Origin of the sequence: Pseudomonas sp. GV071 (assembly GCF_003050835.1) — a bacterium.
Taxonomy (GTDB): domain Bacteria; phylum Pseudomonadota; class Gammaproteobacteria; order Pseudomonadales; family Pseudomonadaceae; genus Aquipseudomonas.
The window spans coordinates 354,839-373,503 of record NZ_QAOJ01000002.1; the positions used below are offsets into that span (position 1 = coordinate 354,839).

An 18,665-nucleotide genomic window follows, 5' to 3' on the forward strand; every position below is an offset into this window, starting at 1 on the left:
CGGCGCTTTCGCTAGGCTGGGGGGAGTCTTTCTGGAATCCCCCGCCATGCGCATCCCTCTTGTCCTCTCCCTGGTTCTACTGACCGCCACGGCTCATGCCGAACCGAGCAAACCCGCCGCTTTTGAGCACGTCTTCGACCTCGCCGGCATCCGCCTGATCTGTGAGCAGAGTGGCCCGTTGGTGCAGCGTGGCCTGGCAGACGCCCAGCAAAAAAAGGTGGAGAAAGCCTTCAGCGCTGACGCCCTCTGCACCGACCTGGCCAAGCGCCTGGCGTTGAAGGTGACGGCCAAGCAGGTGGAACAAGCCACTCTGGTACTCGACAGCCCGCTGGCGCAGCGGTTTACCGTGGCTGAACGCGCTGTGGGTGAGGGCGACGGTGGCACCGGCCTGGCCACTTACCGCGAACAGCTGAGCAGCAAACCACCGCGCGCCGATCGTGTAGCGCTGGTGCAGCGCCTGGACAAGGCCGCGCACACCACCGACCTGGCCACGCTGCTGCGTTATGAAGTGGGCAAGACCCAGGCGTTGTTGGCGTTGCGAGCCAAAGGGCAGAACATCAGCGAAGCCAAACTCGGCAGCGAAACCGCCAAGCAAGTGGAGCCACTGCGGGTGTCCAGTGCCCAGGCGGTGCAGTCATTCATGCTCTACGCCTACCGGCAGATGCCCAGCGGTGAGTTGGCGGACTACGCCGCGCTGTATGAGCAGGAGCCGGTCAGTCAATTGCTGGCAGCGGTAGTGAAGGAGTTGCCGGCTGTGTTCGCCGCACGGCGAGCGGCGCTGAAGTAACTGGCAGCGCCGTCGGCGATAGGTCGCTTACTCGGCGGCCAGCTGATGTGCGCTCTGCTTCTGCCGTTTGTAGGCCAGAGCAGCGGCTGATACCGGCGATACCCGTCCGGTTTCCACCCAGGTCTTCAAGCGCCCGGCATCGGCGATATGGGTGTATTTGCCAAAGGCATCTAGCACCACAAACGCCACCGGGCGGTTGTTCATCATCGTGCGCATCACCAGGCAGTGGCCGGCCTCATTGGTAAAGCCAGTCTTGGTCAGCTGGATGTTCCAGTTGGCTTTGTAGATCAGGTGATTGGTGTTGCGAAAACCCAGGCTGTAATTGGGCTTCTTGAAGCTCGCGGTGGTTTCCGGGGTGGTGCTGAGCTGGCCGAGCAGCGGGTATTGCTGGCTGGCCTTGAGCAGTTTGACCAGATCGTTGGCGTTGGAGACGTTCAGCTCCGACAGGCCGGTCGGTTCCACATACCGAGTGTGGCTCATGCCCAGCGCCTTGGCCTTGGCGTTCATCGCCGCGACAAACGCCGGCACGCCGCCCGGGTAGTGATGGGCGAGGCTGGCGGCCATGCGGTTTTCCGACGACATCAGCGCCAACAACAGCATCTCGTGGCGGCTGGCGAGGCTACCGACCTTGACCCGCGAAAACACTCCGCGCATCTCTTTCACATCCTGGATCTGCACCGGCAACACTTCGTCCATCGGCAGCTTGGCGTCCAGGGTGACCATGGCAGTCATCAGCTTGGTCACCGAGGCAATCGGCACGACTTTGTCGGGGTTGCTGGAGTACAGCACTTCGTTGGTTTTCAGGTCTACCAGCAGGGCGCTGCCGGAGGCGAGCTCCTGAACCTTGAGCGGCTGAACTTTGACCGAAACCTTTTCTGCCGCGACCGCCAGGGTGGGGAGGGCAAGTACGCTGCAAAAAAACAGGCTGGCGACAGAGCGACGAATATTCACAAGGACAAGTCCACTAGGCAGAGGAATAGGGCGCCAGAGCAGTCCTTGCCGGCCCGCGCAGTATAGGAAAGGCTAGCCGGACATGGAATCCACTGTGATGCAGTTCATCAAACGCATTGTGGGTATTCAACATTAAAGGCATCGCGGCTGAAGCCCCTCCTACAGAAATGCTCGGTGGGGTGGGAGGGGCTTCAGCCGCGAGCTGTTGACCTAAAGCTTCAGCTCCGCATGCAGCCATTCCACGAATGGCTGCAGCAAGCGCGCGCGGCGTTTGCGTTCAGACAGCACGGCGTAATAGCCGAAGCGCGATTGCGCCTGGCCATCGATCACTTTGCAAAGCACCCCCTGCTCCAACAGCTCGTCCACCAAGTGGCTCCAGCCGATGGCCACGCCCTGGCCGGCAATAGCGGCCTGGATCAGCAGGGTGTAGTTGTCGAAACTCAGCGCCGCCGGCCCCACCGGCTGGCTGATGCCCAGCGCCTGAAACAGCCCCTGCCAGTCGAACCAGCGGCTACTCGCGTCGGGTTTCAGGTGCAGCAGGGGCAGGCCGGCGAGCTGCTCTTTGCTCAACGGCAGCTGACGGCCTTCGAGCAGCCGCGGGCTGCAGATAGGGAACACTTCTTCACTGAACAGGCGGCTGGCTTCGGTGTGTTTGAAGCGACCATCGCCGAAGGTGATGGCGATATCGATGTCGCTGCGCAGGCTGGTCATGCTGCGGTCGCTGGTGATCAGGCTGACGTCCAGGTGCGGGTTGGCCGCCCGAAAGCGCGGCAGCCGTGGCATCAGCCAGTAGGCGGCGAAAGCGAAGTCGGTGGAGACCTGCAGCACCTCATGCTGGTTCTGCGCGGTGATCGCGGCGATGCCAGCATCAATGGCCTCCAGCCCCTGCTGCACATGCTGCAGCAGCACCTGGCCGGCATCAGTGAGGGTGATGCCGCGGTGAATGCGGTCGAACAAGCGCACCGCCAGTTCCTTTTCCAGGCGCTTGATCTGCTGGCTCACCGCCGGCTGCGTAGTGCCCAGTTCGGCGGCAGCGCTGGTAAAGCTCAGCGAGCGCGCGGCGGCTTCAAACACCCGCAGTAGATCCAGTGGCAGGCTCATGAAGCTTTCTCACATAAGCATTGGTTATCCGAAACATGCGTGGCCATGCGCTTTACCCCTGATTGCATGAGGCAGAAGATCGACCCAGGCAGTCTCGCATAAAAAAAGCCGCATAACTGATCCGCATAGGATAAGCCCGCCACATGAACCGCCCGAACATCCTTTTCATCATGGCCGACCAGATGGCCGCGCCACTGCTGCCCCTGCATGACCGCGCATCGCCGATCAAAATGCCTCACCTCAGCCGCCTGGCCAGTGAGGGCGTGGTGTTCGATTCCGCCTACTGCAACAGCCCGCTGTGTGCGCCGTCGCGTTTCACCCTGGTCAGTGGCCAGCTGCCGTCGAAGATCGGCGCCTACGACAACGCTGCCGACTTCCCCGCCGATGTGCCCACCTACGCCCACTACCTGCGCCGCCTGGGCTACAAGACCGCGCTGTCGGGCAAGATGCACTTCTGCGGGCCGGACCAATTGCACGGCTACGAACAGCGCCTGACCAGCGATATCTACCCCGCCGACTATGGCTGGGCAGTGAACTGGGACGAGCCGGACGTGCGCCCCAGCTGGTACCACAACATGTCGTCGGTGCTGCAGGCCGGCCTGTGCGTGCGCACCAACCAGCTGGATTTCGATGAAGAGGTGGTGTTCAAGGCCCAGCAGTACCTGTTCGACCATGTGCGCGAAGCGCCGCAGCAGCCGTTCTGCCTGACCGTGTCGATGACCCACCCCCACGACCCCTACACCATCCCGAAAAAGTTCTGGGACCTGTACGAAGGCCAGAACATTCCGCTGCCACGCCACCCGCGCGCCCAGCACGAGCAAGACCCGCATTCGCAGCGTCTGATGAAGGTCATCGACCTGTGGGACAAGCCGCTGCCCGAAGACAAGATTCGCGACGCCCGCCGCGCCTACTTCGGTGCCTGCAGCTACATCGACAGCAACATCGGCAAGCTGCTGGAAACCCTCGAAGACACGGGGCTGGCCGAGAACACCATCATCGTGTTCTCCGGCGACCACGGCGACATGCTCGGCGAGCGTGGCCTCTGGTACAAAATGCACTGGTTCGAAATGGCCGCCCGCGTGCCGATGGTGATTCACGCCCCGGCACGTTTTGCCGCCGGCCGGGTGAAGGCTTCGATCTCCACCGCCGACTTGTTACCAACCCTGGTCGAACTGGCCGGCGGACGGCTGCACGATGAGCTGCCGCTGGACGGCCGCTCGTTGCTGCCGCACCTGCGAGGCGAGGGCGGTCACGACGAAGTGTTCGGCGAGTACATGGCCGAAGGCACCGTCAGCCCGTTGATGATGATTCGCCGCGGCCCGTACAAATTCATCTATTCGGAACAGGACCCGTGCCTGCTCTACAACACCGAGCAAGACCCGTTCGAACTGGAGGAACTGAGCCAGTCAGCCGAGCATCAGCCGCTGTTTGCCGCCTTCCTCGAAGAGGCGCGCATCAAGTGGGACATTCCCGCGATTCACCACCAGGTACTGGCCAGCCAGCGACGTCGCCGTTTCGTCGCCGCCGCCCTGAGCCAGGGCACCTTGAAGAGCTGGGATCACCAGCCGTTTACCGATGCCAGTCAGCAATACATGCGCAACCACATCGACCTCGACGACCTGGAGCGCAAGGCACGTTTTCCGCAACCACCTGCCCACACTAATAACTAATTCCAAGGGGATGTTATGAAACGGTTATCCACCAAGTTATCCACAGGTTTGCTCACAGCGGTCGGCGTGCTGGCGCTCGGCATTGGCAACGTTCAGGCAGCGGATAGCTGCGACACCGTGCGCATGGCCGATCCGGGCTGGAGCGACATCGCCGCCACCAACGCCGTCACCGGCTTTTTGCTCGACGGCATGGGCTACAAAGCCAAGGTCGACACGCTGGCGGTGCCGATTATTTTCGGCGGCATGAAAGACGGTTTGGTGGACGTATTCATGGGCAACTGGATGCCCGCGCAGCAGGCGCACTACGACAAATTTGTAAAAACCGGCGCCGTCGAGCAATTGCACAAAAACCTCGAAGGCACAGAGTTCACGCTGGCTGTACCCGATTATGTGTATGCCGCCGGGGTGCATGACTATGCCGACCTGGCCAAATTTGCCGACAAGTTCGACAAGAAGATTTATGGCATTGGTGCCGGTGCACCGGCCAACCAGTCGCTGCAGGAAATCATCAGCAAAAACGAGTTCGACCTGGGCCAATGGAAGCTGGTGGAGTCCAGTGAACAGGCCATGTTGTCGGAGGTCGGCCGAGCGGTAAAACGCGAGCGCTTCATCACCTTCCTGGGCTGGACCCCGCACCCGATGAACGTGCAATTCAAGATGAAATACCTCACCGGCGGCGAGAAGTATTTTGGCGCCAGCGGCAGTGTTTATACGTTGACGCGAAAAGGTTATGCACAGGCGTGCCCGAACGTGGCGAAGCTGCTGACCAACCTGACGTTCACCCAGGAAATGGAGAACAGCATCATGGCCCAAGTGGACAGCAAGAAGGCCACCAATGCCGAGGCCGCCAAGGCGTGGATTGCGGCGCACCCGGAGGTATTGAATGGGTGGCTTGAAGGGGTGAAAACCAGGGATGGGGCGGATGCTTTAGGCGCAGTGAAAGCCAAGTTGTAAAGCCACCCTCTCCCCCAGCCCCTCTCCCGCAAGCGGGAGAAGGGAGCAAACCCGTATGCCCCAGCAGACAGTGGTCAGCTCCCTCTGCCCGCTTTGCGGGAGAGGGCGGGGGAGAGGGTTTATGCGTTGAGCTGCTACCCTGTCCGCCGAACCTTTTGCTCCGAGATGTTCATGCGCTGGCCCAATCGCCTGATGCTTCTTCCCTTTCTCGCCTGGCTGCCATCGCAGACAGGCCGCAGTGTCCGCCGCGACTTCCTGGTCGGCCTGAGCGGCGCCGTACTGGCCCTGCCGCAATCCATCGCCTATGCCCTGATCGCCGGTCTGCCGGCTGAGTACGGCTTGTATGCCGCCGTGGTGCCGGTGTTGATCGCCAGCTTGTGGGGCTCGTCCTGGCACCTGATCTGCGGACCGACGGCCGCCATCTCCGTCGTACTGTTTACCAGCCTCAGCCCGTTGGCCGTGCCGGGCAGCGCCGACTACGTGGAACTGGTGCTGCTGCTGACGTTCCTGGCCGGTCTGTTCCAGTGGATTCTGGGCATGCTGCGCTTTGGCTCGCTGGTGAATTTCGTTTCCCACTCGGTGGTGCTCGGCTTCAGCGCCGGTGCGGCGCTGGTTATCGCCTTGGGGCAGCTGCCGTACTTCCTGGGCATCAACCTACCCAGCCAAGCCACCGGTTTTGACAGCCTGGTGCACCTGATTCAGGCGCTGCCGACGTTCAACCCCGCCTGCGTGGTGGTGGCCGTGGTCACGCTTGGGGCCAGCCTGGTGGTGCGGCGCCTGTGGCCAAAGGCCCCGGCGCTGTTGGTCGGCATCGTGCTGGGTGGCCTGGTGGTCTGGGCCTTGCCAACCCTGTTTGCCAGCGTGCCGCGAGTGCCGGCGTTCAGCGGTTCGTTGCCGCCCTTCAGCCCGCTGAGCCTCGACCCGGCCACTTTGCTGCGCCTGCTGCCCACGGCAGTTGCCTGCGGCATGCTCGGCCTGGTGACCAGTTTGTCGATTGCCCGCACCCTGGCCAGCCGCTCCCAGCAGATGCTCAATGCCAACCAGGAAGTCCGTGCCCAAGGCTTGTCGAATATGGTCGGGGCATGGTTTTCCGGTTACTTGTCCGCCGGCTCGTTCGCCCGCTCTGCGCTCAACCTGCAAGGCGGCGCCAACTCACCTTTGGCCGGCGTCTGCTCGGCGCTGCTGGTCGCCACCTTCGCACTCTTCGGCGCGAGCCTGATTGCGCGGATTCCGCTGCCGAGCATGGCCGCGAGCATTTTGCTGATCTGCTGGGGGCTGATCGATTTCGCCGGCATTCGCGCGCTGTTCCGCGTCAGCCGCTCTGAGTTCGTGGTGATGCTGCTGACCCTGGCTGCCACGCTGTTACTGGAACTGCAGACGGCGATTTACGCCGGCGTCCTCGCCTCACTGTTTTTTTACCTCAAGCGCACCTCGCAACCACGGGTGCAGCAGTGGTTCGAGGGCGATGAAGAGATTCTGCGGGTGGAGGGCTCGATCTTCTTTGGCGCCTGCCATTACCTGCAACTGCGCCTGCAACGCAGCACGGGCCAGCGGGTGGTGATCGAGGCGCAGCATATGAATTTCATCGACTATGCCGGCGTCAGCATGCTGCACCAGGAGGCTCACCGGTTGCGTGGGCAGGGCCGCACCCTGTGCCTGCGTCGCGCCAAAACCCAGGTGGTGGAGGAGTTGCTCAAGCTCGAAGGGGCAGAGAAATGCCCGATCGAGTTTCAGCCGCCTGTGTAAGGCATGCCCTTGTAAACGAGAGGTCAGCGCTGTGTAAAAGTCCTGATACAGAGGAATTTCTGGCTCTCGGTCACGCCTAATCCTGCAACCAGCGCCGATACTCGCTGGCCCGTCCGCCCAGTCAACAGTGCCGAGGCGGCCTGGAGCAAGGAGCAAGACCATGAAAACCTCCCGCCTGATCGCCAGCCTGAGCATTGCTGCCCTGTTGGCCAGCAGCCTGGCAAATGCCGCCCCGCAAGGTGGCCCGGGCCAGGACCAAGACCCACGTAACGGCCAGCAAGGCCAAGGGCATCAGCAAGCGCCTGGGCAAAACCAGGGTCACAACCAGAACGGCCAACCCGCGCATAACCAACAGCAGAATCAGCCGCGCCCGCAGGGCCAGCCGCAGCAGGCCAATAACCGTCACGGCCAACCGCCGCAGGATTTCGCCCCGGTGCGCCAACAGTTCTACGACCACCGCGAGCAGATCGGCCGCGGCCCGGATCTGCCACCCGGTGTACGCATCGAACATGGCCGGCCGTTGCCCCACGGCTACGGCAAACGCCTGGATGCCCGCGCACTGCATGGTCTGCCGCAGTACAACGGCTATGAATGGCGGCGGGTGGGCAGTGATGTGGTGTTGATCGCCATTACCACCGGGATCGTTTACACCATCTTGCAGGGCGTCTTGAACTAAAAACATCGAGGCTGAAGCCTCTCCCACAAGAGACCACCGTCCTTGTAGGAGCGGCTTTAGCCGCGATCCCTGCAAACGCCGATTACAAGTCGAACTGGGTCGGCGGCTGGTCGTTGAACACGCTGAGGTTCATGGTCAGCGGCTGGCCGATCCACAGACCGTGGTCGCGGTGGTCGATCAGGTCATTGCCGGTAATGGGATGGACGAAAATCGACAACCCCTGGCGGTGCAGCACCAGCCACGGAATCAGCTCGGCGAACACCGCCGGGCGCAGGGCCAACTGGCAGCTCCAGGCGGGATGCGGGCCGACGATTTTCTCGTGCACGCGACCCATCTTCACATCGAACAACTGCGCCGCTTCTTCACAGAAACCGCGGGCCCGCTCGACGCTGCTGGCGTCAAAGTAGACATGCGCATGCCAGCCGCGAATGCGTTCGTCGATGGGGCTGCTGTCTGCTTCGGTCGCCATAAGTGCTCCGCTTACACCAGTTGGCGGCGCAGCTCGGCCAGCACCGTGGCGCTGTCCGGGCGCACGCCGCGCCAGAGGAAAAACGCCTCCGCCGCCTGCTCCACCAACATGCCCAGACCGTCCAATGTGCGTGCGGCGCCCTGCTCGCTGGCCCACTGGTTGAACGCGGTCAGGCCGTTGCCGTACATCATGTCGTAGCACACCGTGTGGCCCGGTTTGATCAGGCTCGGCGAGATCGGCGGCAACTCTCCGGAGAGGCTTGAGGAGGTGCCGTTGATGATCAGATCGACCGGCGCTTCCAGCCAATCGAAACCGCAAGCAGCCACCGGGCCGAGATCGGCAAACAGCTGCGCCAGGGTCTCGGCTTTTTCCACCGTGCGGTTGGCGATCACCAGCGAATGCGGCTGCTCGGCCAACAGCGGCGCCAGCACGCCGCGCACGGCACCGCCGGCACCGAGCAACAGAATGCGTTTGCCCTGGAGGCTGAGGCCGGCATTCACCGTCAGGTCGCGAACCAGGCCGGCGCCATCGGTGTTGTCACCGAGCAGGCCACCGTCATCCTGTTTGCTCAGGGTGTTCACGGCGCCCGCGCGTTGCGCACGCGGCGTCAGGCTATCGGCCAGTTGATAGGCCTGTTCTTTGAACGGCACGGTGACGTTGCCGCCACGGCCGTTGGCGAAGAAGTCGCGGGCAAAGGCAGTGAAGCCATCCAGCGGCGCCAGCAGCGCCTCGTAGCTCAGTTGCTGGCCGGTCTGTTCGGCGAACAGGCGGTGAATCAGCGGTGACTTGCTGTGGCCAATGGGGTTGCCGAATACGCCATAACGGTCCATCAGTTTGCTGCCTCGGCCAACCAGTCGCGGTCTTGCAGGAAGTACTCGGTCAGCCGTGCTTCTTCGCTGCCGGCCTCGGGTTTCCAGTCGTATCCCCATTGCACGTGCGGCGGCAGGGACATCAGGATCGATTCAGTGCGGCCACCCGACTGCAAACCGAACAGCGTGCCGCGGTCGTAGACCAGGTTGAATTCCACATAACGGCCACGGCGGAACGCCTGGAACTCACGCTGCTCGGCGCTGAACGCGGTGCCTTTGCGCTTGCGCACGATGGGCAGGTAGGCATCGATATAGGCGTCGCCGATGGCGCGGATAAAGGCGAAGCAGGTGTCGAAGTCCCACTCGTTGAGGTCATCGAAGAACAGGCCGCCGATACCGCGTGGCTCGTTGCGATGCTTGATGTGGAAGTAGGTGTCGCACCAGGCTTTGTAACGTGGGTAGACGTCGGCGCCGAAGGGCGCGCAGGCCTGTTCGGCGACGCGGTGCCAGTGTTGGCAGTCTTCGTCGTTGCCGTAGTAAGGGGTGAGGTCGAAGCCACCACCGAACCACCACACCGCTTCCTCACCCTCTTTTTCGGCGATGAAGAAACGCACGTTGGCGTGGGAAGTGGGGATGTGCGGATTTTCCGGGTGCATCACCAGGGACACCCCCATGGCTTCAAAACCACGGCCGGCGAGTTCCGGACGGTGGGCGCTGGCCGAGGGTGGCAGGCCGGTGCCAAATACGTGGGAGAAGTTCACGCCGCCCTTTTCGATCACCGCGCCGTTCGCGATCACCCGGGTACGACCACCGCCGCCGGCCGGACGCTCCCAGGCATCTTCGACAAACCGCGCGCCGCCGTCTTCGGCTTCGAGGGCGGCACAGATACGGTCTTGCAGGTCGAGCAGATAAGCCTTAACGGCCGCGCTACGTTCACTCACGACATCACCTTCCACACACAAATACTAAGAAGTTTGGCCCCAGAAGCCGCAGGGGGCGGGGCTCGTAGCCCGAACAGGGGCGCAAGCATACCACCGCCACCGGCTGCTTCGCTGTTGACGCACATCAGCCACAGGCGTTGGATAGAGCCCTTTCGTCAGCCCAGCTCAAGGAGTTTTCCATGCCCAAGCGCATTCAGTTCGCCCGCCACGGCGGCCCCGAGGTTCTCGAGTATGTGGACTACCAACCTGCTGCGCCGGGACCTAACGAGGTGCGCGTGGCCAACCACGCCATCGGCCTGAACTTTATCGACACCTACTACCGCAGCGGCCTGTATTCGCCGGCCGCGTTGCCCTCCGGCCTCGGCGCGGAAGGCGCGGGCGTAGTGGAGGCAGTGGGCAGCGCGGTCAGCCACCTCAAGGTCGGCGACCGCGTGGCCTATGGCACCGGCCCACTGGGCGCCTATAGCGAGCTGCATGTGCTGCCGGCTGCGCACCTGGTGAAACTGCCCGACAGCATCAGCTTCGAGCTGGCCGCCAGCGTCATGCTCAAGGGCCTGACCGTGCAGTACCTGCTGCGTCAGACCTACCCGCTCACAGGTGGCGAAACCATTCTGTTCCATGCCGCTGCCGGTGGCGTCGGCAGCATCGCTTGCCAATGGGCCAAGGCGCTGGGGGTGAAGCTGATCGGTACCGTCGGTTCGCCGGCCAAAGCCGAACGAGCCAAAGCCCTGGGTGCCTGGGCGACCATTGATTACAGCCATGAAGATGTGGCCGCCCGTGTGCTGGAGCTGACCGAGGGCAAGAAATGCCCGGTGGTGTACGACTCGATCGGCAAGGACACCTGGGAAACGTCCCTGAACTGCACCGCTCCACGTGGGCTGCTGGTGAGCTTCGGCAACTCCTCCGGCCCGGTCAGCGGGGTCAACCTCGGGGTGTTGGCGCAGAAGGGTTCGCTGTTCGTCACCCGCCCAACCCTGGGCAGCTATGCCGACTCACCGGCAGCTCTACAGACCATGGCCGATGAACTGTTCGCCATGCTCGCCAGCGGGAAGATCCAGGTCGACATCAACCAGCGTTTTGCCCTGAAGGATGTCGCCGCCGCGCACGTCGCCCTGTCCGGACGGCAAACCAGCGGCTCCACCGTACTGCTGCCCTGAGGTTCAGCTGGCGCGCAGCACCTTGCCAGTCGCCAGGTCGCGAATCACGCTGGGGTTCTTGCGCCCGCCCAACGCCCCGGTCAGCACGGCATCGAGCTGATCGGGGAAGTACTGCTGAATCCGCAGGCTGTTGCGCGCGGGCGGCTTGCCGGCTGGGTTGGCGGAGGTGGACACCAGCGGCCCGGTCATCGCGCACAGCTCGCGTACCAGCGGGTGGTCGGTTACCCGCAGGGCCACTGTTTCGTGCTCGCCGGTGATCCAGCCTGGCAGCAGGTTCTGGTGCGGCACCAGCCATGTGTTGGGGCCGGGCCAGGTGCTGGCCAGGCGGTCAATCCACAGCTCGGGGAAGTCGTCGAACAGGAAATCGAACTGGTGGATGCTGTCGGCCACCAGAATCAGGCCCTTTTCAACCGGGCGTTGCTTGAGCGCCAACAGGCGTTCCACCGCCTGCGCATTCCACGGATCGCAACCCAGGCCCCAGACCGCTTCGGTGGGATAGGCGATCACCCCACCATCGCGCACCACGCGGGCTACCTGCTTGACACGCCAACTGCTGATCATCGCCACCTCGGTCTCTGTCGAACTGCTCGCAGTGTACCCAACCGCCGCTTAACGGCCCACCCAGACGCCACCTTCGCAGGCCACGCGGCCGTCCAGTTCCAGCTCGGTGAGCGCCGCCAATACCTTGGGTAACGCCCAGCCACTGGCGACGGCCAGCGCTTCGCTGCTGAGAGGCGCGGCGAACAGCAGCTTGAGCAACGGGTGTTTGATCGGTGCGACCTTAACCCTTGGCACTGGCGCCAGGTTCTGCCAGCCACGCAGGCCTTCGAGAATATGCTCGACGCACTCCACCAGCGCCGCGCCGTCACGGATCAACTGGTGGCAGCCGCGCGCGCCCGGGTGATGGATCGAACCTGGAATGGCGTACACCTCGCGGCCCTGCTCCAAGGCCAGCCGCGCAGTAATCAGCGAACCGCTGGAGGGACTGGCTTCGACCACCAGAACGCCCAGGGAAAGGCCACTGATGATGCGGTTGCGCAGCGGAAAGCTGGCGGGTACGGGCGGGCTGTCGAGCGGCAATTCCGAAATCATGGCGCCGCCCTGATCGACGATATCAGCCGCCAGATGGCGGTGGCGCGGCGGATACACCTGTAGCAAGCCGGTGCCCAGCACGGCGACGGTTTTCCCGCCAATCGCCAGCGCACCCTGGTGAGCCGCCCCATCGATACCCAACGCCATGCCACTGGTAATCACAAAACCGCCAGCGGCCAGGCTACGGGCAAAGGCGTGGGCAGTGTCCATGCCCGGCTTGGACGCGCGGCGGCTGCCGACGATGGCCAGCTGCGGTAGCACTAACAAGGTGGGATCGCCTGCGACAAACAACAGCGGCGGTGGGTCTGGCAGCTCGGCGAGCAGGGCGGGGTAGTCGGGGTCGTCCCACATCAGCAAATGCTGGTTGGACTGTTGCAACCAAGCGAGGCTGGCATTCACCCGCTGACGGACAACATCGTCGCGGCGAGCGGCCGCACAGACAACCGGCAGGCCCAGGGCGCGCCACGCAGCGGCCGGCGCACTCAGTGCGGACGAGGCATTGCCAAAGGCATTGATGAGGATACGAAAGCGCTTGGTGCCGAGTTCGGGCAAGCAGTGCAGACGTAGGCGGGCTTCCAGTTCAGCGGGGGAGGTTGCAGACATGCTGATCATCCTTGATCGAAAAACGTGCGGTTTTAGAGATTCTTCCTACAAGAGCCCACAAACAAAAACCCCCGCTTTCGCGGGGGTTCTGGTGTTACGGGTTTCGTATTTTGTCCATCGTTTCGAGCTGCCGGGTGGCTTGGAGCACCAGGCCGTAGCTGAGCTTCTCGTAGGTGTGGAACACCATCAGCAGGCCAGCACGCTCATCCGGAATCTTCACTTGCTCACCGGTCACGCGGTCACGCACGGTTTCGCCAGTCTTGTAGACCGCCAGTACGTTGCCTTCTACCAGACCGTCGCGCTTGCCCTTGTTCAGGGTCACTACGTCGAACTGGCCGATCTGCGACACACCACGTGGAACGTCGAGGATCAGACCACGGATTTCAGTGGTCGGCGCGCTCGGCATAAAGGTGGAGTTAACGTGACGTTCTTCGGTCGGGAACAGACGGTCACCGTTACGCACTTCCTGAGTGGTGCGGCTGAGTGTGAGGGTGGCAACGCCTTCCTCTTCAGCAATCACCTGGCCCGCGCCAACGTCATCGGCGTTGATGCCGAGGAATTCTTTGGTGTCCGGATCGGTGTAGGTACGGCCCTGACGGAAAATGCCGTAGACCGGGTGCGCCTCGTCGAAGGTGCCGCGGGCGTAGACACGGTCGCCCGCGCCGCTGACCACGCGCTCGGCAGTGCCGGCAACCACGTAGTTGGCTTTGGTGAAGTCTTCGTCGCTATCAACAATGCGGTTTTTCAGCAGGAAGCTGTCGATGGCTTCCAGCGGGATGGTCGGAATAGCTTGTGCCATCGGCGTGCTGCGTACCTGTGGTGACAGCTTGATGGTGCCACGCGACTCGCCACGGTTGAGGGTAAGGCGCGGTTGACCATCGACGTACGTCAGCGAAAGTTGGTCGCCCGGGTAGATCAGATGGGGGTTTTCAACCTGTGGGTTGGCGTGCCAGATCTCTGGCCACTTCCACGGTTCACTGAGGAACTTGCCGGAAATATCCCAGAGGGTGTCACCCTTGACCACGGTATAACGGTCCGGATGGCCTTCCTTGAGCTGCACTTCGGCCTGAGCCAAGCCAGTGGCGGCTAGGAGTAGCAGGGCGAGTAGTGATTTCCTCATGCGGTGAATCCCTTTATTATGTGTCTTCACGTAGAACGCCCAAGGGCTGCTCCGAAAGCCTCGGAAGCCGCGGCCTGAAGCCGTTTTTCAATGCTGCTCAGCATATTAGCAGCGGATTTTGACTTTATTCCACAAGTGCATCACACAACGCATATGGCAATCTTAAACATCCTCGAGTTTCCCGACCCGCGCCTGCGTACCATCGCCAAGCCCGTAGACGTGGTTGACGACGCTTTGCGTCAGTTGATCGACGACATGTTTGAAACCATGTACGACGCGCCGGGTATTGGTTTGGCTGCCACCCAGGTCAACGTGCACAAGCGCGTGGTGGTGATGGACCTCAGCGAAGAGAAGAACGAGCCGCGGGTTTTCATCAATCCCGAGATCGAAATGCTCACCGATGAGATGGACCAGTATCAGGAAGGCTGCCTCTCGGTGCCGGGCTTCTACGAAAACGTCGACCGTCCGCAGAAGGTCAGAATCAAGGCGCTGGACCGCGATGGCCAGCCCTATGAACTGATCGCCGAAGGCCTGCTCGCGATCTGCATTCAGCACGAGTGCGACCACCTCAACGGCAAGCTGTTTGTGGACTACCTGTCTACGCTCAAGCGCGACCGGATCAAGAAGAAGCTGGAAAAAGCGCACCGCCAGCAGGCTTGAACAGCCGACCCAAAGGCTTGCCCCGCAGACTGTGTGAAAACGTAGCGAGCGACGGCTAGGCGAGGCAAAAACAGGTGAAAAAAGCGGAGTTGGCTGTAGCCAATGAGCATTTTTGAATCTGTTTTTAACGCTGCCTAGCCGAGCGCAGTAGTTTTTCACACGGTTTGCCCGGCAAGCCTTTTTCTTTTCAGCATTAAGTGAGCCCCGCCATGAGCCAAGCACTGCGCCTCGTATTCGCCGGCACGCCCGAATTTGCCGCCGAACACCTCAAAGCCCTGCTCGCCAGCCAGCACCAGATTGTGGCGGTTTACACCCAGCCGGATCGCCCGGCCGGCCGTGGGCAAAAACTGATGCCCAGCCCGGTCAAGCAACTGGCGCTGGAACACGACATTCCGGTGCTGCAGCCGCCGACCCTGCGCGACCCCGCCGCCCAAACCGAGCTGGCCAGCCTGAATGCCGATCTGATGGTGGTGGTCGCCTATGGCCTGATCCTGCCGCAAGTGGTGCTCGATACCCCGCGTCTGGGTTGCATCAACAGCCATGCTTCGTTGCTGCCACGCTGGCGCGGTGCGGCGCCAATTCAGCGCGCCGTGCAAGCCGGTGATGCCGAAAGCGGCGTGACCGTGATGCAGATGGAAGCCGGCCTGGACACCGGCCCGATGCTGCTGAAAGTCAGCACCGCGATCAGCAGCGACGACACCGGCGGCAGCCTGCACGACCGCCTCGCCGAACTCGGCCCACCTGCCGTGCTGCAGGCCATCGAAGGTCTGGCTGCCGGCACCCTGCATGGCGAAGTACAGAACAACGACCTGGCCACTTACGCCCACAAGCTCAATAAAGATGAAGCGCGCCTGGACTGGAACCGCCCGGCCGTCGAACTGGAGCGCCTGATCCGCGCCTTCAATCCCTGGCCGATTTGCCACAGCACATTGAATGGCGAAGCGCTGAAAGTGCTGGCCGCACAACCGACGGAGGGCCACGGTGCGCCAGGAGAAGTCCTGCACGCGAGCCGCGACGGTTTAGTGGTCGCCTGTGGCGACAGCGCTATGCGCCTGACCCGCCTGCAACTGCCCGGTGGCAAGGCGCTGAACTTCGCCGATCTGTTCAATAGCCGCCGTGAGCAATTTGCCGTGGGCACTGTGCTGGGAGCCGGCGCTTGAATCCTCGTCTGGCGGCGGCCAATGCCCTGGCCACGGTGCTGTCGGGCAAGGCGTCGCTGAACAGCTCGCTGCCCAAACAACTGGATAAGGTTGAAGCGCGCGACAAAGGTCTGACTCAGGACCTGGCGTTCGGCACCGCACGTTGGCAACCACGCCTCAGCGCCTTGGCCGAACGCCTGCTGCAAAAGCCCTTCAAGGCTGCCGACCGCGACGTCGAAGCGCTGTTGCTGGTGGGCCTGTATCAGTTGCTGTACACCCGTATTCCGGCACACGCGGCGATTGGTGAAACCGTCGGCGCTGCGGAAAAACTCAAAAAGCCGTGGGCCAAGGGTCTGCTCAACGCCGTGCTGCGCCGAGCTCAGCGAGAAGCTGAAGCCTTACTGGTAGAAATCGACCACGACCCGATGGCTCGCACCGCGCACCCGCGCTGGCTGCAAAAAGCCCTGAAAGCGTTCTGGCCGGAACACTGGGAAGCCATCTGCGCCGCCAACAACGCCCACCCGCCGTTGATTCTGCGGGTCAACCGCCGCCACGGCAGCCGCGACGCTTACCTGGCCGAACTGCAACGCGTAGGCTTTGCAGCCAGCGCCTGCACCTTCAGCCGTGACGGCATCGTGCTGGCCGAAGCCTGTGACGTCACCACCTTGCCTGGCTTTGCTGAAGGGCGGGTGAGCGTGCAGGACGAAGCCGCACAGCTAGCCGCCGACCTGCTCGACCTGGCCCCCGGCCAACGGGTGCTGGATGCCTGCTGCGCCCCGGGCGGTAAAACCTGCCACCTGCTGGAAGCCGAACCGGCGCTGGCTGGCGTGGTAGCGGTAGACCTCGAAGCCAAGCGCCTGGTGCGGGTGAAGGAAAACCTTGAACGCCTGGGTCTGAGTGCCGAACTGATTGCTGCCGATGCCCGGCAGGTTGACGTGTGGTGGGACGGCAAACCGTTCCAGCGCATCCTGCTCGACGCGCCGTGCTCAGCCACCGGGGTGATCCGCCGCCATCCGGATATCAAACTGACCCGCCAGGCCGACGACATTGCGCCCCTGGCCGCACTCCAGGGCGAACTGCTCGATGCGCTGTGGCCGACCCTCGAAGTCGGCGGTGTGCTGGTGTACGCCACCTGCTCGACCTTGCCAACCGAAAATACCGAAGTGGTCGGTGCCTTTCTCGCCCGCACCCCCGGCGCCCGCGAGCTGGATATCGCCGGCCAGTTGGGCCAGCAACCGCCGGGCTTGAAGCAGCCCCATGGCCGTCAGTTGCTGGCGCAAGAGGGCGGGCACGACGGCTTTTACTACGCCAAACTGATCAAGATCGCCGCCGCGCCACGCAGCTAGTGGCGCCTGCGCAGGTCTGCTATTTTCGGGGCCGCTCACTGTAGGTCTAGGGATACACACGGATGAAGATCATTATTCTCGGCGCCGGTCAGGTCGGCGGCACCCTGGCTGAACACCTCGCCAGCGAGCACAACGACATCACCGTGATCGACACCGACGGCGACCGCCTGCGTGACCTCGGTGACCGCCTGGATATCCGCACCATTCAAGGCAAGGGTTCGTTTCCCACCGTACTGCGCCAGGCCGGCGCCGACGACGCCGACATGCTGGTGGCGGTGACCAACAGCGATGAAGTGAACATGGTCGCCTGCCAGGTGGCCTACACCCTGTTCCACACCCCGACCAAGATTGCCCGCGTGCGCGAAGCGGCTTACCTGACCCGCTCCGGCCTGTTCGATAACGACGCCATTCCGGTCGACGTGCTGATCAGCCCGGAACAGGTGGTGACCAACTACATCAAGCGCCTGATCGAACATCCTGGCGCCCTGCAAGTGATCGACTTCGCCGAAGGCAAGGCCCAGCTCGTCGCGGTGAAGGCCTACTACGGCGGCCCACTGGTGGGCCAGCAGCTGCGCCAGTTGCGCGAGCACATGCCCAATGTCGATACCCGCGTCGCCGCGATCTTCCGCCGCGACCGGCCGATTCTGCCCCGTGGCGACACCGTGATCGAAGCCGATGACGAGGTATTTTTCATCGCCGCCAAAGCGCACATTCGCGCGGTGATGAGTGAAATGCGCCGCCTTGAGGACAACAACAAACGCATCGTCATTGCCGGCGGCGGGCACATTGGCGAGCGCCTGGCCGAGGCCATCGAAAGCCGCTACCAGGTAAAAATCATCGAGATGAATCCGGCGCGTTGCCGGTATCTCTCCGAAACCCTGGACAGCACCATCGTGCTGCAGGGCAGCGCGTCGGACCGCGACCTGTTGGTGGAAGAGAACATCAGCGACGCCGACATCTTCCTGTCGCTGACCAACGATGACGAAGCCAACATCATGTCCTCGCTGTTGGCCAAGCGCCTGGGCGCGCGCAAGGTGATGACGCTGATCAACAACCCCGCCTACGTCGACCTGGTGCAGGGCGGCGAAATCGATATCGCCATCAGCCCGCAGCTCGCCACCATCGGCACCTTGCTCGCCCACGTGCGCCGCGGCGATATCGTCAGCGTGCACTCACTGCGCCGTGGTGCAGCAGAAGCCATCGAGGCAATTGCCCACGGCGATGCGAAGTCGAGCAAGGTCATCGGCCGCGCCATCGAAGACATCGCCCTGCCACCGGGTACCACCATCGGCGCCCTGGTACGTGATGAAGAGGTGTTGATCGCCCACGACGACACGGTGATCGAGTCCGGCGACCACGTGATTCTGTTTCTGGTGGACAAGAAGTACATCCGCGATGTCGAGCGCCTGTTCCAGGTCGGCCTGACCTTCTTCTGATAAGGCGA

General features: G+C 62.8%; 18 protein-coding genes. 10 read left to right on the forward strand and 8 right to left on the reverse strand.

Annotated features, from left to right (window positions below):
- Window positions 1-46 precede the first annotated feature (46 nt).
- The gene (locus C8K61_RS05590) at window positions 47-787 is read left to right on the forward strand and encodes a hypothetical protein (protein WP_178086426.1); all 741 of its coding nucleotides are present in this window, start codon (window positions 47-49) and stop codon (window positions 785-787) included.
- Window positions 788-814: 27 nt separating this feature from the next.
- Here the strand turns inward: C8K61_RS05590 and pbpG are convergent, their stop codons facing one another.
- Together pbpG and C8K61_RS05600 are read right to left on the reverse strand one after the other, a co-directional pair.
- On the reverse strand, window positions 815-1,738 hold the full coding sequence (pbpG, locus tag C8K61_RS05595; protein ID WP_108095213.1) for a D-alanyl-D-alanine endopeptidase: 924 nt from the start codon (window positions 1,736-1,738) through the stop codon (window positions 815-817).
- A 210-nt stretch (window positions 1,739-1,948) separates the two neighbouring features.
- Window positions 1,949-2,839, reverse strand: a complete 891-nt coding sequence (locus tag C8K61_RS05600; RefSeq protein WP_108095214.1) for a LysR family transcriptional regulator — start codon at window positions 2,837-2,839, stop codon at window positions 1,949-1,951.
- Between the two features lie 143 nt (window positions 2,840-2,982).
- On the opposite strand from C8K61_RS05600, the gene betC reads away from it, so the two are divergent.
- The 4 genes from betC (at window position 2,983) to C8K61_RS05620 (ending at window position 7,885) form a co-directional block, all read left to right on the forward strand.
- The gene (gene betC / locus C8K61_RS05605; RefSeq protein ID WP_108095215.1) at window positions 2,983-4,509 is read left to right on the forward strand and encodes a choline-sulfatase; all 1,527 of its coding nucleotides are present in this window, start codon (window positions 2,983-2,985) and stop codon (window positions 4,507-4,509) included.
- A gap of 15 nt (window positions 4,510-4,524) precedes the next feature.
- Window positions 4,525-5,463 (forward strand): choline ABC transporter substrate-binding protein, encoded by a 939-nt coding sequence (gene choX, locus C8K61_RS05610; protein ID WP_108095216.1) that lies wholly within the window; start codon window positions 4,525-4,527, stop codon window positions 5,461-5,463.
- A 171-nt stretch (window positions 5,464-5,634) separates the two neighbouring features.
- Window positions 5,635-7,209 carry a SulP family inorganic anion transporter gene (locus C8K61_RS05615; RefSeq protein WP_108095399.1) on the forward strand — a complete coding sequence of 525 codons (1,575 nt, stop codon included), beginning with the start codon at window positions 5,635-5,637 and terminating at the stop codon, window positions 7,207-7,209.
- Between the two features lie 160 nt (window positions 7,210-7,369).
- The gene (locus tag C8K61_RS05620) at window positions 7,370-7,885 is read left to right on the forward strand and encodes an anti-virulence regulator CigR family protein (protein ID WP_108095217.1); all 516 of its coding nucleotides are present in this window, start codon (window positions 7,370-7,372) and stop codon (window positions 7,883-7,885) included.
- Between the two features lie 82 nt (window positions 7,886-7,967).
- On the opposite strand, the gene C8K61_RS05625 is transcribed toward C8K61_RS05620, so the two are convergent.
- From C8K61_RS05625 to hemF, 3 genes are read right to left on the reverse strand one after another with little or no spacing between them, the layout of a single operon-like run.
- On the reverse strand, window positions 7,968-8,354 hold the full coding sequence (locus C8K61_RS05625; RefSeq protein WP_108095218.1) for a DOPA 4,5-dioxygenase family protein: 387 nt from the start codon (window positions 8,352-8,354) through the stop codon (window positions 7,968-7,970).
- 11 nt (window positions 8,355-8,365) lie between these two features.
- Window positions 8,366-9,184 (reverse strand): shikimate dehydrogenase, encoded by an 819-nt coding sequence (gene aroE / locus C8K61_RS05630; protein ID WP_108095219.1) that lies wholly within the window; start codon window positions 9,182-9,184, stop codon window positions 8,366-8,368.
- Window positions 9,184-10,104, reverse strand: a complete 921-nt coding sequence (hemF, locus tag C8K61_RS05635; RefSeq protein ID WP_108095220.1) for an oxygen-dependent coproporphyrinogen oxidase — start codon at window positions 10,102-10,104, stop codon at window positions 9,184-9,186. The genes aroE and hemF overlap by 1 nt, the downstream gene beginning before the upstream one ends.
- Window positions 10,105-10,283: 179 nt before the next feature.
- On the opposite strand from hemF, the gene C8K61_RS05640 reads away from it, so the two are divergent.
- On the forward strand, window positions 10,284-11,261 hold the full coding sequence (locus C8K61_RS05640; RefSeq protein ID WP_108095221.1) for an NADPH:quinone reductase: 978 nt from the start codon (window positions 10,284-10,286) through the stop codon (window positions 11,259-11,261).
- A 3-nt stretch (window positions 11,262-11,264) separates the two neighbouring features.
- Here C8K61_RS05640 and C8K61_RS05645 read toward each other — a convergent pair whose 3' ends face one another.
- From C8K61_RS05645 to C8K61_RS05655, 3 genes are all read right to left on the reverse strand, one after another.
- On the reverse strand, window positions 11,265-11,822 hold the full coding sequence (locus C8K61_RS05645; RefSeq protein WP_108095222.1) for an L-threonylcarbamoyladenylate synthase: 558 nt from the start codon (window positions 11,820-11,822) through the stop codon (window positions 11,265-11,267).
- A gap of 48 nt (window positions 11,823-11,870) precedes the next feature.
- The gene (gene dprA / locus C8K61_RS05650) at window positions 11,871-12,956 is read right to left on the reverse strand and encodes a DNA-processing protein DprA (protein WP_108095400.1); all 1,086 of its coding nucleotides are present in this window, start codon (window positions 12,954-12,956) and stop codon (window positions 11,871-11,873) included.
- 94 nt (window positions 12,957-13,050) lie between these two features.
- Window positions 13,051-14,076, reverse strand: coding sequence for a LysM peptidoglycan-binding domain-containing protein (locus tag C8K61_RS05655; protein WP_108095223.1), 1,026 nt, complete (start codon window positions 14,074-14,076; stop codon window positions 13,051-13,053).
- Between the two features lie 153 nt (window positions 14,077-14,229).
- Between C8K61_RS05655 and def the strand changes: the two genes are divergently transcribed.
- From def to trkA, 4 genes are all read left to right on the forward strand, one after another.
- Window positions 14,230-14,736, forward strand: a complete 507-nt coding sequence (gene def / locus C8K61_RS05660) for a peptide deformylase (RefSeq protein WP_108095224.1) — start codon at window positions 14,230-14,232, stop codon at window positions 14,734-14,736.
- A 209-nt stretch (window positions 14,737-14,945) separates the two neighbouring features.
- Window positions 14,946-15,896, forward strand: coding sequence for a methionyl-tRNA formyltransferase (fmt, locus tag C8K61_RS05665; protein ID WP_108095225.1), 951 nt, complete (start codon window positions 14,946-14,948; stop codon window positions 15,894-15,896).
- The gene (gene rsmB, locus C8K61_RS05670) at window positions 15,893-17,221 is read left to right on the forward strand and encodes a 16S rRNA (cytosine(967)-C(5))-methyltransferase RsmB (protein WP_108095226.1); all 1,329 of its coding nucleotides are present in this window, start codon (window positions 15,893-15,895) and stop codon (window positions 17,219-17,221) included. The genes fmt and rsmB overlap by 4 nt, the downstream gene beginning before the upstream one ends.
- A gap of 62 nt (window positions 17,222-17,283) precedes the next feature.
- Window positions 17,284-18,657 carry a Trk system potassium transporter TrkA gene (gene trkA, locus C8K61_RS05675; protein WP_108095227.1) on the forward strand — a complete coding sequence of 458 codons (1,374 nt, stop codon included), beginning with the start codon at window positions 17,284-17,286 and terminating at the stop codon, window positions 18,655-18,657.
- Window positions 18,658-18,665: the final 8 nt, after the last annotated feature.